This window comes from Congregibacter sp. (genome assembly GCF_965660375.1).
Classification (GTDB): domain Bacteria; phylum Pseudomonadota; class Gammaproteobacteria; order Pseudomonadales; family Halieaceae; genus Congregibacter.
This window is the reverse complement of record NZ_CBFHZO010000104.1, coordinates 20,354-32,904: the sequence shown is the minus strand read 5'-3', so window position 1 is coordinate 32,904 and position 12,551 is coordinate 20,354. Positions and strand designations below refer to the sequence as shown.

Annotated in this window: 12 protein-coding genes; 4 read left to right on the top strand and 8 right to left on the bottom strand. The window is 59.8% G+C overall.

Annotation, left to right across the window (positions count from 1 at the left end; translation table 11 throughout):
- Nucleotides 1-834 (bottom strand): autotransporter assembly complex protein TamA (locus ACTG3T_RS10140; protein ID WP_439102155.1); only part of this gene is annotated, 834 nt, incomplete at its 3' end.
- Nucleotides 835-843: 9 nt separating this feature from the next.
- Nucleotides 844-1,464 (bottom strand): class I SAM-dependent methyltransferase, encoded by a 621-nt coding sequence (locus tag ACTG3T_RS10135; RefSeq protein WP_439102154.1) that lies wholly within the window; start codon nt 1,462-1,464, stop codon nt 844-846.
- Between the two features lie 167 nt (nt 1,465-1,631).
- Here ACTG3T_RS10135 and ACTG3T_RS10130 point away from each other — a divergent pair, with 167 nt between their 5' ends.
- A complete protein-coding gene (locus ACTG3T_RS10130) occupies nt 1,632-2,117 on the top strand; it encodes an asparaginase domain-containing protein (RefSeq protein ID WP_439102153.1) in 486 nt (161 codons plus the stop codon).
- Nucleotides 2,118-2,126: 9 nt separating this feature from the next.
- Here ACTG3T_RS10130 and ACTG3T_RS10125 read toward each other — a convergent pair whose 3' ends face one another.
- A complete protein-coding gene (locus tag ACTG3T_RS10125; RefSeq protein ID WP_439102152.1) occupies nt 2,127-3,674 on the bottom strand; it encodes an acetyl-CoA acetyltransferase in 1,548 nt (515 codons plus the stop codon).
- Between the two features lie 96 nt (nt 3,675-3,770).
- Here ACTG3T_RS10125 and ACTG3T_RS10120 point away from each other — a divergent pair, with 96 nt between their 5' ends.
- Nucleotides 3,771-4,730 (top strand): S1/P1 nuclease, encoded by a 960-nt coding sequence (locus tag ACTG3T_RS10120; RefSeq protein ID WP_439102151.1) that lies wholly within the window; start codon nt 3,771-3,773, stop codon nt 4,728-4,730.
- Between the two features lie 14 nt (nt 4,731-4,744).
- On the opposite strand, the gene ACTG3T_RS10115 is transcribed toward ACTG3T_RS10120, so the two are convergent.
- Genes ACTG3T_RS10115 through ACTG3T_RS10100 form a run of 4 tightly spaced genes read right to left on the bottom strand, consistent with a single transcriptional unit; the run spans nt 4,745 to nt 9,263 of the window.
- On the bottom strand, nt 4,745-5,467 hold the full coding sequence (locus ACTG3T_RS10115; protein WP_439102150.1) for a dienelactone hydrolase family protein: 723 nt from the start codon (nt 5,465-5,467) through the stop codon (nt 4,745-4,747).
- A gap of 22 nt (nt 5,468-5,489) precedes the next feature.
- Complete coding sequence (locus ACTG3T_RS10110; protein WP_439102149.1) at nt 5,490-7,466, bottom strand: aminotransferase class I/II-fold pyridoxal phosphate-dependent enzyme; 1,977 nt, start codon at nt 7,464-7,466, stop codon at nt 5,490-5,492.
- Entirely contained in the window at nt 7,417-8,199 is a 783-nt protein-coding gene (locus ACTG3T_RS10105) for a lysophospholipid acyltransferase family protein (RefSeq protein ID WP_439102148.1), read from the bottom strand. The genes ACTG3T_RS10110 and ACTG3T_RS10105 overlap by 50 nt, the downstream gene beginning before the upstream one ends.
- Nucleotides 8,196-9,263 (bottom strand): alpha/beta hydrolase, encoded by a 1,068-nt coding sequence (locus tag ACTG3T_RS10100; protein WP_439102147.1) that lies wholly within the window; start codon nt 9,261-9,263, stop codon nt 8,196-8,198. Before ACTG3T_RS10100 ends, ACTG3T_RS10105 begins: the two co-directional genes overlap by 4 nt.
- A 166-nt stretch (nt 9,264-9,429) precedes the next feature.
- Here ACTG3T_RS10100 and ACTG3T_RS10095 point away from each other — a divergent pair, with 166 nt between their 5' ends.
- Both ACTG3T_RS10095 and ACTG3T_RS10090 read left to right on the top strand, forming a co-directional pair.
- On the top strand, nt 9,430-9,792 hold the full coding sequence (locus tag ACTG3T_RS10095; RefSeq protein WP_439102146.1) for a hypothetical protein: 363 nt from the start codon (nt 9,430-9,432) through the stop codon (nt 9,790-9,792).
- Between the two features lie 94 nt (nt 9,793-9,886).
- The gene (locus ACTG3T_RS10090) at nt 9,887-11,299 is read left to right on the top strand and encodes an SDR family NAD(P)-dependent oxidoreductase (protein ID WP_439102145.1); all 1,413 of its coding nucleotides are present in this window, start codon (nt 9,887-9,889) and stop codon (nt 11,297-11,299) included.
- 103 nt (nt 11,300-11,402) lie between these two features.
- Here ACTG3T_RS10090 and ACTG3T_RS10085 read toward each other — a convergent pair whose 3' ends face one another.
- The gene (locus ACTG3T_RS10085; RefSeq protein ID WP_439102144.1) at nt 11,403-12,533 is read right to left on the bottom strand and encodes an acyl-CoA dehydrogenase family protein; all 1,131 of its coding nucleotides are present in this window, start codon (nt 12,531-12,533) and stop codon (nt 11,403-11,405) included.
- Nucleotides 12,534-12,551 lie beyond the last annotated feature (18 nt).

Sequence of the window (12,551 nt, the reverse complement as noted above, 5' to 3'; positions counted from 1 at the left end):
CGTATCGGTACTGAAACCCACACCCACCTCATAGCTATGCCTGGGCGCGGTCGTCAGCGCAACGTTGATGGGGACCCCGGGAAAGCTGCGCTTAGGGAGATCGGGCAGCACCGTGACGCTGCCAAAGTATCCCAGGCGCAGCAGGCGCTGGCGAAGCTCCAGGAGCAACCGCTGCTCATAGGGGGCACCTGACTCGAAGGGAAGCAGACGTTCCAGCAGGCCCCGGTCTATTACCATCTCGTCCAGATTAACCGAGCCAAAGCGATAACGGGCTCCGGAGTCAAAGATTAGCGACAGCGTCGCCTGATGCCGGGCCACATCCAGGTCAACCCGGTTCTGTGTAAAAGCGGCATCAAAATAGCCTCGCCGGCGCGCCACCTGCAGCAAATCCCGCTTCAGGGTTTCGTAGCGCCCGTGATGCAGGGGATCCCCTACCTCCGGCGCTCGGGAATCGACAACGCCGGACAGCCTCCCGTCGCCGGCGCCCTCGCCGAGAAGGCGCACTGAAACCGCCGTGTAACGCAGGGGCTCGCCCGGGACAAGGTTTAGCGTCGCTCTCCAGGGATCACCACTGCGATCCACCTGCAGGTCTATCTGATGCTCGTAATACCCCAGCGCCTCCAGAGCCCTGGCCGCCAATAGCGGTGCGGTGCTCAAAAAGCGCTCGACGGCGCCTTCCTCACCGGGGGGTTCCCCCAGATAGGCACGAACGTTTTCCCTGACTTCCTTGGCAGCCCCCTCGATGCGGTAACGCAGGCCTTCGGCAGAAGCCGTGGTAGAGAACACAAGCGAAACAAGCACAAGCAGTAGCGTGCTCCGCAGTATTGAGGTCATGGGCAAGACTCACCCGGGCCTTGCGCTGCCCCAGACGTTGAAACCGGCAAAACGTGGCGTGCTGGGCAGATACATACTTTCCTGGTCTTCGCTGTGGAATCCGCCCTCGGCCAGCAGCGCGGGGATATCTCTGTTGAGATGGCAGCCGCCCGCTATAGCGCCCCAGGGACGATCCAAACGATTTTGCCAGCGCCGGACGGACTCATCCGGGGCGCGCCCGTGTTCCGCAAAATGAAGAACGCCGCCAGGACGAAGGACGCGGGCTATGCCCCGCAGGGCGGTCACGGGATCAGGGATGGTGCACAGACTGTAGGTCATGACCACCGTATCAACGCTATTGTCTTCCAACGGGATTTCCTCGCCGGGAAGACCGATAAATTCAATGGGAAAACCAATGTTCTCGGCCCTCGCCCGCGCCAGCTCCCAGGATGCTTCGGAGGGATCCAGACCGATGAGCCGTTCCACCTGACCCTTGTTGTAGTAAGGAAGATTGAGCCCCGTTCCAATGCCTATCTCTAGCACGGTGCCCTCTGCCCGGGGAACAATCTTCTCCCGTTGCCTCCTAATGGGTTTGCTGCCACAGGCACAGTTTATAAAGTGCGGCAGCAGATGACGTTCGTAAAAACCCATAAATTGCGTTCCTGTTATCTCATGCCTTATTGCAGAGGGCATTATAAGCGGCCTGTGCCTCCAGATGGGCAACAAAAGCGGAAGCCAGAACGCTCCCCAGGGAAGCCTCGACAGCGGCTCGTGCATGTAGCAGGATTCGCCTTCTGTTCAGAAGGCTCAGCCCCACTATGAATCTACACATCATCACAACCGGCGGCACCATCGATAAAATCTACTTCGATGCTAAAAGCGACTATCAGGTTGGGGAGCCCGTGATCGGCGAACTACTGGATAGTATGGGCGCACAATTCCCCTACACAGTGGAGTCGGCCCTGCGCAAGGACAGCCTGGAGCTCACTGAGAATGACCGAGATGCCATCCGGAAAAGCACGGAGCGTTGCCCGGAGCAGCAGGTACTGATCACCCACGGCACCGACGGCATGGTCCGCACGGGTCAGGCGCTCAAGGGAATTGCGGGGAAAACCATTGTTCTCACCGGCGCTTTGCAGCCGGCCGCATTCAAAGGCTCCGATGCGATCTTTAATATAGGCTGCGCCATCGGAGCGCTGCAGGCAGCAGCCCCCGGCGTTTATATCGCCATGAACGGTCAGCTTTTCGAAATCGATAACGTGCAGAAAAACCTTGAAGCGAATCGCTTCGAAACCATCAGCTGAGAGGCGAGCTCAGTCCTTCAAGACTCGATCCTGCGAAAGCGGATCTAGCAGCCGGAAGCGGTTCAGACCGTCTTCATGAGACACCTGCGCCAGCTGATCGACGTAACTGCCTGACACCAGGGCCTGCAGAACATTTGAATCATCACTCACCGCAGCGCAGCGACGCCCATCGGCGAGCTTTCCCAGGGCAATGGCCCGCGTTGGCCCCTCTTTGGCGTAGGTCACCGTGTGCGCTTCCAGAAGAAACCCTCCCTCTGCCTCGTCCACAAGCTCCACGAGGGGTAGCGCGTCAATGGCCGCCTGAAGCATCTCATCGTCACCCGGCTCCCAGGGGCTGTCGCCCGGCTCACGCGCATAAACACCCACAGCGTGCTTCGTGAGATACCCCCCATTTGCCCACACGAGACCGGCCCCGCCGGGGGTCTCCCTGAGACGATCCACCATGGACGCTATACCGTGAAGACTGTAGTTGTTACCCGGCCCACCAAAGAGACTCAAACCCCCGGTCACGGTAACCCCCCGGGGGTCGTCGGGAGCGAGCCCCAACGCGTCACAGCCAGCCTGCACCGCGGAAGGAAAGCAGCTGTAAAGATCAAAATGCGTGAGGTCCTCGACATCCAATCCACTTTGGGAGAGAGCCCCATGGCAGGCCGCCTTCAGAGCAGGCGACTCGCTGAGTTTCATCCGCTGCCCCAGATACCAGCTATCGTGAGCTGCGGCAGCGCCGCGCAGATAAATCCATCGTTCAGGATCGATGTTGAGTTCCCGGGCCTTGCCCACGGTAGTCAGCACCACTGCCGCCGCCTGGTCCACGGCCAGAACAGCATTCATCACTTTGGTATAGGGATGACTGATCATGCGATTGCCGCCGTCGGTAGACAGCACTTCCTGTGGAGAGAGACCCTCATTCTTCCAGGCGTAGGGATTGTCTGCAGCAACACGGCTCATGCCTGACACCAGCTTGCCGAGGAGCGCCTGGTGTTCTTCACTGGAGAGACCCCGGGCATGGGCCTGGGCAGATTCAAACAGGGGATAGGCATTGATAGGCTCATAGAGCCCGTGAGCCTGCTCGGTCGCAGCGGTCATCACCGGGGTTTCACCCACCTGCATCGCTGTGTCTTCCTGTCCGGTTGCCCAGTCGGGGAAGCCCTCGCCTCCGCGCACGGCGCCCAGGAACGTCGCCAATAGCTCCACACCGCAAAGCAGGACCACATCGCCGTCGCCCCGGGTCAAACGCCTCGCAAATTCATTGAGCAGCTGCTGGGGAAGATTACCCCCCACATCGGATGTGAACTGCGCGGCGCTGATGCCGAGACGCTCGGCCAGTGCTGCTCCCGGATTCACCGGCATGGCCTCCACAAAGCCGGGCACCTGATTCATCAAAAAGGGTACGTGCACGATACGGTCGATGGCGGCCAGAGCCTGCTCTGACCCGGTGTCGGAAAGGGCTTTGGTCGCCACAGCTTGCAGTGCATCCACCGGTGTGCGGCTGACGTCGCGCTCCCGCCAGACCTCCTGGCCAACGCCAATAATGATCGGTTGTAAGTCGCTGTTCATGATGTTTTTTCCAGAATAGGGGCGGCCGTTTTATATCACAGCCCGGGACTCCGCGCAGTGTGGCTCCAGGGCCGGGGACCGACGTAAACTTGCTCCATGAAAAGCAGAACGCGACCCGTCTTCGCAGACCAAACCCCGCTTACCACAAGAGCGGCCACTCCCTCACTGCTAGTGGCGCTCTGCCTCCTGGGCAACACCCTACTGTGGAGTCCTGGCGTAAGGGCCTGGGGAGCCATGGGTCATGAGCTTGCCGCCCTACTCGCGACGCCTTACCTGAGCGCTAACACCCGATCCCAAGTCGAGCAGCTCCTCGGTGAAGAGACCCTGGCCTCCGCCGCGACCTGGGCTGACCGCATGCGCAGCAGTCCAAAGCGGTTCTGGCAGGAGGAGGCCGGTCCCTATCACTACGTGACCGTGCCGGATGGTCAACGCTATATACAGGTAGGCGCGCCACCCCAGGGCGATGGCTACACGGCATTACATCAGTTCCGGGAGGACTTAAGAGACGGGGCAACCCCCCTTGAGCGCAAACGCCTGGCACTGCGCTTCGCCATACATATCGTTCAGGACCTGCAGCAACCCATGCATGTAGGTAACGGACGGGATCGCGGGGGCAATCAGATCACGGTGCAGTTCAATGGCGACACGTCTAATCTGCACCGCGTGTGGGATCGGCAGCTTTTTGAAAGCACCGGCCGCAGCCAACAAGCCTGGCTCCGCTATTACCAGCAAAGTGACCTGCTTCGGGAGCCCGCGGCAGCGGACGGAGATCCCCTGCTGTGGATCCGCGAGAGCGCCGCCTTACGGGAAACGCTCTATCCCGTCCCGGCTACCATCGATAAGCCTTACATCCGTGAGCAGCTGCCCCGGGCAGAACAGCGACTGGCGCTGTCCGCAGTGCGCACCGCAGCGTGGCTTAACGCCACCTTTGATGGAGCTCCTGATAACAGCATCAATGGAGGCAGCGCCGGAAGCACACCCGCTGCCGGTAATGAGGAAAAGCCGCCCGAATCAAAGGGTGGCTGGCGTCGCTGGTTGGAGAGCCTATTCCGCTGAGCCCCTGTTAAGGTTCAGGCGCCGAAGAGCTCCTGCAGAAAATTGCTGATTGCCACGGTGGAACGGGCATCTGCCAGAGGGTGATACACCGTGCCCATGTCCGGATTGTTCGCCTGAGGATTCGTGAAAGCGTGAAGTGTGCCTCCGTAGGCGTGCACCTGCCAGTCTGCGCCGACGTCACTCAGCTCCTTCGCCAGTGCCAGCATGCTCTCAGGGTCGGCCATGGGGTCATCGTAGCCGTGAAGACAAAGCACCTTGGCGGAAATCTTCATACCGTGGGTGTTTCCGGGCGGCATGAACAGACCGTGAATGGATATTACGCCTGCGACGTCAGTCCCCATACGCGCCAGGTCCAGGGCACACAGGCCACCAAAGCAGTACCCCATGGAGGCACAGCGGGACGCATCCACTGGCTCCAGGGATCGAACCAAGGCAAGGGATGCCTCCATACGCGCCTGGAGCTCCCCCCGATCCTCGAGAAGAGGCGTCATCAGCGCAGTGTTTTCTTCAGGCGACGAGCCTCGGACACCTTTGCCATACATGTCGATGGCAACCCCTGCGTATCCCTGGCCCGCAAGCCACCGGGCCTTGTCTTCCTCAAACTCGCTTCGTCCACCCCAGGCATGCCCCACCATCACACCGGGACGGGGCCCGCTGTGATCATCATCCCAGGCGAGAAAGGCCTCGTGGGTTCTGTCCCCCACCGTGTAGTCGATATATTTTTCCTGAATGGCCATGCCGATTCCTCCTATGGATCAATCAAAGTGTGCGCCGGGCGTCGTTATCCACCCTCTTGGTAACCCGCAGCATGGGCCTGCCGTCGTGCTTCGCAAGACCATGCAACTCAATACCGCTGTCATCGTGATAAAGATCCAGCAGGTAGTCGAGGACGTCTTCGCTGATCCGCTGCCCGGGAACAAGCACAGGAATACCCGGCGGATAAGGCACCAGTTGATCAGCACTGACACGACCTATCAGTGAGCGATTGATGCCGTGACTGTCATCACTCAGGGGCAGGTCCTCGCAGGCACCAAAGTACGCGTCCCGGGGATTTTGCTGCATGATGCCAATGGCGGGAAGTACGCTGGGAGGCGATAACTTCACGGGTTTTTCTGGTAGGTCCCGGGCAAGGCTGCGCAGCGCATTCAGGAGTCGTAGAACCTTGCCTTGCGTTGTGCCCAGGGTAACCAGCACTGACAGCGTGTTGTGGGTAATTTTCTCCACCTGGATGGAGTGTTTCTCATAAAGCGCTTTTTGCAGCTCCCGGGCACTGCATCCCCCTCGGCTCACATCGATGGTGAGCTTGGTGGGATCGAGGCGCACACCATCATCGCTCAACTCCCCGGGCAGCATGTCCGCAAGGCCCAGGACCCGGAATCGACCGCTGTCCGCAATGCCTTCCCGCAGCTCCTGTGCATAGCCGATGCAGCGATCCAGGCGTGAAAAGCCCTCCATACTCATCTGTTTTCTGGCCACGTCCAGACTGGCGATGAGGCCGTACTGGGGACTGGTCGAGGTATGCATATTCAGGTGTTCCCGAAAGCGCGCCTCATTGAAGTGAGGATCAGCCACATGAATCATGCTTGCCTGGGAAAACGCCGACAACATCTTGTGCGTACTTTGGGTGACGTAATCGGCACCGCTTTCCAGGGCACAGGGTCGCAACCGGGGATGAAAATAGCCGTGGGCATACCAGGCCTCATCCACCAGTACCTTTAAGCCCGCTGCATGGGCGCGGCGAATGATGGGCTCCAGGTCATAGTAAAAACCGTCGTAGCTGCAGGACGTCAGCACCAGCAGACCCGCGTCGGGGTGGGCATCAATTGCCGATTCAATACTTGCTTTACTCACAGGTCCATAGAGACCGTAGGCTTCATTAACACTCGCAGGGAGATACACGGGGTCGACACCGGACATGATGGCTGCGTGATGCACAGACTTGTGGCAGGCCTGGTCCACTAGCATCTTGCCGCTATTGCCCAGCACGTGCTGCACGATCACTTTGTTGGCCATGGACGTGCCATTGGTTACAAAAAACGTGTGTTTTGCCCCAAAGGCATCTGCCGCAAGATCCTGGGCCGCATGAATCACGTGGGACGGCTCCAAAAGCGAATCCAACTCCTGTACCGACACAGACAGATCTGCGTTAAACACGTGCTCGCCCATCATGCGATAAAAATCCGCCACCCAGGGGCTCTCGCGCAAACCGTCTCCACTGGAGTGCCCCGGCGTGTGCCAGGCATCCCGGGCCCCTTCCACGTACTCCCGCAGCGTATCGGCAAAGGGCGTGCTGGCCCGTTTCCCAATAGCTCGGCGTACGCGTCGCAGGAGAATTTCGGCGCGGCTATCGTCGCGATCTACCAGTTCACAGCGATCATCCGCGGGCCTCTCTCCGGGCGAGACGGCAACAAAGATGTCCAGCTCACTGCGCAGACAACGCAACTTTGCGATGATGCTCGAAACGTCAGGCAGACTCGCCGCGTCCAGAACCACGCACTGAAGCGTTCCATCCCGCTCCGCCTGCTCCAGAAGCTCCTCACGACCGGCAAGACCCTGCAGCTGCAACAAAAAGCGCTGGGAGTCCTCGTTATCGCGGGCTTCGAGCTCACAGAGCCGCGAACACAGCGCTTCCCGCCACTGCGGGTCTGCGCTGAGGATCAGTGCGCGGCATTCGGGTAGGGGATAATCACCCACCGTCAGTGCGTTTCCCGACGATGCCGGGGCTCTCCTGGACATAGGCCGTGGAGTCAATGCGGCGCATCTCCTCCTCAATCCAACTTTCTACTTGTCTCATCAGGGTTTCAGGATCACCGCCCGAAGCGTTGATCGGTGTACCAATGGATACATCAATTTTTCCCGGAACAAAGGAGAAGGATCGGCGCGGCCAGCATTGACCGGAACTCACGGCAATGGGTATGAGCCAGGCATCGGTCGCCACCGCCAAACGGCTGGCACCGTTTTTATAGTTCCCCTGCCCTCCCCGTTCGCTGCGGGTGCCTTCGGGAAACATGATGATCCAGCGCCCCTTGTCCATGAGCCTGACGCCAAACTGCGCTACCTTGTTCCAGGCTTCCGAACGTTTGCTGCGATCGATGGGCACCATTTCCAGACGTGCCATACACCAACCGAAAATAGGAATCCGAAGGAGCTCTTTCTTAAAAACGTAAGCCAGGTTGTGGGGCATCATGCTGGGAAAGAAAAAAGTCTCCCAGGTCGACTGGTGCTTTGATACCAAAATAACGCGGCGCATATCCTCAGGGCCGGGCAGGTTTTCCGCCCCGCGGAGCTCGTAGTCCACCCCGCCGATCCAGCGGGCCGCGGCGATCACCCCGCGCAGCCAGGGCCTGGCAAAGTAGCCCCACAAATTACCTGAAGAGAGGAACAGGGAAGCAATCACCAGACCCAGACCGATAGGGATAATGCTTACAACCATCCAGGCGAACACCAGAGACGAGCGGATAGCGTTCATGCGGCCTGCTCGGCACTGGAGGGCAGGACCGCGTCGAGAAACTCAGCAATGTTGTGGTAGGCCTCTTCGGCCTCTTCAAGCTCCGGAGTGAACATCTGCCACACATGGACCATGTCAGGCCAGGTCTGCAGCACCACCGGCGACTCCGCTGCCTGGGCCTTCGCCACATAACGCCGCGCGTCATCCAGGAGCATCTCTGAATCACTGGCCTGCACAAGAATCGGGGGTAGATCTGCCAGGGAACCCCGCAGGGGCGATATACGCGGATCGGCGGGCAGCATCCGCGAGGTGGCCCAGGTGTACCAGAGAAGGAAGATACCCGGGACCTTTGCCAGAAAACCAAAGGCCGGGCCGAGCATGGCATCGCTGGCAATGTTATGGCGCAGACTGGGAGCGTCGAGGACAGCGTCCGTCGCCGGCGACAGGGCGATGCCGGCATCCGCCTGGCGCAAACCCTGATCCCGCACCCAGGACAGCAGGGAAAGCGTGAGATTACCGCCGGCTGAGTCCCCCGCCACCACCAGGGTCTGCGCCGGTGAACGACCATCAGGCCCATTCTCCAGAATCCATCGGTACGCCCGCCGACAATCTTCGATGCCATCGATGCGCTTGTGTTCAGGCATCAGTCGGTAGTCCAGGACAAAGACCGCAGCACCGGTCAAACGGGCAAGCCGATCGGTGATAGGCCTGTGGCTCAGAGGGCTTCCCGCAATGAAGGCACCACCATGGAGGTAAAGAATCCGCCGCCCGGTGTCATGCTTGGGCGCCAGCACCCATTCGCCGCGCAGGTCCGGTGTCGACAGCGCCAGGAATTCACTCTCATAGCTACGCTGGGCGCCCATTTTGTCCATAAAGCCACGGACGGCCTGAACACGCTGGCGGCCACGACCGTGGGCTCCCTCGCCGAACTCACGCAAAGACGCGAGTACTCCCTGCATGGCTTCACTGGGCGCTCTCGGGCTGTGATCGGGCACGGGCTGATCGAGGTACGACAGGTTTTCCCCCCTCAGCACCAGATAGGAAAACATGACGAAAGCCACGACTGTAAAAGCAAGCCAAAACATAGGTCCAACTCCCGACGATCAGTAAAGCGATTTATTATCCCAGATACCGGTAGTCCTGAACCACCAAATCGGACGCTATAATGCGCATTGTTCGACTATCTGTCTTTTAACGATCTGTCTGTCAACGACGGACGCTCAGGGATCCCGGTTCGCAAAAAGCGTAGCAATGACAAAAAAAGACGAACACAACAAGCCCAAGCTCGGCGTGAAGTCGAAAGCGGCTATCCGTCGTGAGCTGGAGCAGGCCACAGCGAAGTTTCTGAAGGTCGGCGGACAGGTCGATAATGTCCCCCGCGGCGCCAGCGCCTGGGAGCCCGGAACGCAGCCTGCGCCCTCCCGGCCACTCTTTACCGAACCTCCCAGTGAACGCACACCGGTTCCCGAAGTGGTGGCAACGATCGAGGCACGCAGGGAATCGCTCAAGGGCGCCAGAAAGCCCGCCACAAAATCCGGACGCCGACGATCCCGAAAGCAGGTCATCTACGACGATTTTGGCGAGCCCCTGAGGCATGTCTGGGTGGAGGATTAGGCAAGCAGAGCACGGACGGGCCATGGACAAAAGGTGAACTGGCAGGCATGGACCTGCGTAAGCACAGCAACAGATTTCAGAGTTTTCAGATCCAATGATCAGTCTTAAAGAAACCATCCGGGTCCATCGCCCCGTTGCGGAGTGCTTCGATTACACCGCCGACTTTCGTACCACACCGGAATGGGATGCCACAGCCTTCAAAGCCCGCAAAATCAGCGACGGCCCCGTGGGAACGGGAACCCAGTTTGAGGTGCGCTGCCGTCTGCCCCTCGGGTCCATCGAGCTTCTGTACACCATCACAGAGTTTGAAGCGCCGAACATGGTCACCCTCCAGGCAGAGAGCTGGTTGTTCTCCGCAGTGGACACCATCTATTTTACCCAGGATGGTGACCAGACCCGCATCGATTACCACGCAGATTTCAGCTACAAAATGCCCTTTGCCGCCCTTGAGGGTGTCCTGAAATCAGGGATGCAGCGCATGGGTAAGATTGCCCTGCGGGGTCTTAAGCGCGCCCTGGACGACAGCAACGCGCCACCGGAAATCTCTCCGGGAAGCGCCAAAGCCGACCGCCTCCTGTGGCCCGGTCTCGCCATGTTCAGCAAGTGGGGCTATCGCCGGGGGAAAAAGCGTTGGGATCCTATGAGCGCCTCCCTGAAAGGGCAAAGGATCATCGTCACCGGAGCCACCTCCGGGCTGGGTCTCGCCACGGCTCGGGATCTTGCTGAGCGAGGCGCCGAACTCATTCTTGTGATGCGTAATCGCGAGCGCGGCGAAGCGGTAGTTAAAGACCTGAAAGCAGAGACCGGCAATATGGCGATACGCCAGGAACTTGCCGATCTCTCAATCATGGGGGAAGTGGATGCCCTCACTGAGCGGCTGCTGAAAGCTGGCGAGCCTATCAACGTCCTGGTCAACAACGCTGGCGCACTATTCAATGAGTGGGGCACCACGTCCGAGGGCCTGGAACAAAGTTTCGCCCTTCTGCTGCTCAGTCCCTGGCGCCTCACCCGGGCCCTCAAACCTCTGCTGGAGGCAGCGGAAGACGCCCGGGTTATCAACGTAGTTTCCGGTGGCATGTATTCCCAGCAACTGCGCGTGGATCGCCTGCAGGCGATTCCAAAAAACTACGCCGGCGCCACAGCCTATGCGCGCTGCAAACGGGCGCTCACCGTGGTCACGGAAGAGTGGGCGGAGAGCTGGGCCGATGACGGTATCGTTGTTAACGCCATGCACCCCGGCTGGGCGGACACACCGGGCGTTGAGTCATCCCTCCCCGCCTTTCATACACTCACCCGCTTTATCCTGCGCACCCCGGAAGAGGGAGCAGACACCATTATCTGGCTCGCCGCCGCCTCAGAAGCGGCCAAGGTGAGCGGAAAGCTGTTCCTGGATCGGGAACCCCGCACGACGCATCTTCTGGCGCGTACCCGGGAAGACGCGTCTGAGCGAGAGAAGCTCATGGCATTTCTGGAAGAGTTTGAAATTGAAGACAGCATGGCTGCCTGAACAGACAGACGCCGACCCTCAGCTATCCAAAAGCAATGAGGGCCAACGTGCCGTAGCCAACGAGCAGGGCCACGGCGATGAGACCGGCGGTTTTCCAGTTCATTTATGCCGCCGCAGCCGGACTATCCAGAAGCAGCTCTGCAAGCGCTGCACGGTGCCAGGCAGCGTCACCCCACAAAAGCTGACTGTGCTTCTGCCGCTTGAAGTAAAGGTGCACGTAACATTCCCAGGTGAAGCCGATACCGCCGTGCATCTGCACGGTTCTTCCCGACGCATAGGCTGCAGTATCACTCGCGGACGACTTTGCCATGTGCGCCAGCTCCCGGGCGCGCTCGGGTTCATGATCGATTGCGCAGGCTGCGCTGTACAGCAGTGACTTGCTTTCATCGATGGCGATCATCACGTTTACCAGATCGTGTTTGACGGCCTGGAAAAAGCCCAGGGATCGGTCGAATTGCTTGCGCTGCTGCGCGTACTCCACCGTCGTTTGCAGCAACCACTCCGCGGCACCGACCATATCCGCGCTCGCCAACATCCAAAGGATCGGTAGCGCAGCCTCCCAGGCCGCAGCGCCATCAGTCTCGATGCGGGCGGCAGTCACGCCGTCAAAGCAGACCCTCGCCTGATCCCGGGTCAGGTCGATGATGGCATCCCGTTGCACCTCCACACCATCGCCTGCAAGTTTCACCCAAAAGAGCGCGGGTGAATCATCGTCCTCAGCCACAACCAGAACGCTGTCGCACTTACCGGCGTCCTGCACAAAATACGCTGTGCCCCTGAGTTTGCCATCCACTACCTTCACCGCACCGGGAACCGTGCCGCCGGAAGCGTCCATAACCGCAATCGTTGCTGCGCAGCCTCCGGCAATTTCTGCCAGTGCTGCCTCTCCTGCCTGGCCACAACGGCTCAGCACAGCAGTGACCTGCAGGGTTGTTAACAGGGGCGAGGGAAACGCCGCGCGGCCGTTTTCCTCAAGAAGCGCCGCCACGGCAACCCAGGGCATGCCCACGCCACCGGCGCTCTCAGGCACCGCCAGGGATGTCCACCCTAGCGCCACCATTTCATCCCACAGCTCCTTCCGCCATTTCACCTCCGGCGCACGCTCGGGCACATAGGCATCAGCGACCAGGGCATGCAGTTGGTCAACGGGAAGCTTTTCCGCAAAAAAACGGCGAGCACCGTCTTTAAGCATTCCCGCCTCTTCCTCAAATCCATAATTTTTTGGTTGCGCCACAAAAATCTCCTTCAGTAG

Excerpts from the sequence above, each read along its gene's own strand:
- ACTG3T_RS10120 (WP_439102151.1), top strand. The coding sequence starts at position 3,771 with ATGAAAAGCAGAACGCGACCCGTCTTCGCAGACCAAACCCCGCTTACC.
- ACTG3T_RS10090 (WP_439102145.1), top strand. The coding sequence starts at position 9,887 with ATGATCAGTCTTAAAGAAACCATCCGGGTCCATCGCCCCGTTGCGGAG.
- ACTG3T_RS10115 (WP_439102150.1), bottom strand. The coding sequence starts at position 5,467 with ATGGCCATTCAGGAAAAATATATCGACTACACGGTGGGGGACAGAACC.
- ACTG3T_RS10135 (WP_439102154.1), bottom strand. The coding sequence starts at position 1,464 with ATGGGTTTTTACGAACGTCATCTGCTGCCGCACTTTATAAACTGTGCC.
- ACTG3T_RS10105 (WP_439102148.1), bottom strand. The coding sequence starts at position 8,199 with ATGAACGCTATCCGCTCGTCTCTGGTGTTCGCCTGGATGGTTGTAAGC.
- ACTG3T_RS10110 (WP_439102149.1), bottom strand. The coding sequence starts at position 7,466 with ATGTCCAGGAGAGCCCCGGCATCGTCGGGAAACGCACTGACGGTGGGT.
- ACTG3T_RS10125 (WP_439102152.1), bottom strand. The coding sequence starts at position 3,674 with ATGAACAGCGACTTACAACCGATCATTATTGGCGTTGGCCAGGAGGTC.
- ACTG3T_RS10100 (WP_439102147.1), bottom strand. The coding sequence starts at position 9,263 with ATGTTTTGGCTTGCTTTTACAGTCGTGGCTTTCGTCATGTTTTCCTAT.
- ACTG3T_RS10095 (WP_439102146.1), top strand. The coding sequence starts at position 9,430 with ATGACAAAAAAAGACGAACACAACAAGCCCAAGCTCGGCGTGAAGTCG.
- ACTG3T_RS10130 (WP_439102153.1), top strand. The coding sequence starts at position 1,632 with ATGAATCTACACATCATCACAACCGGCGGCACCATCGATAAAATCTAC.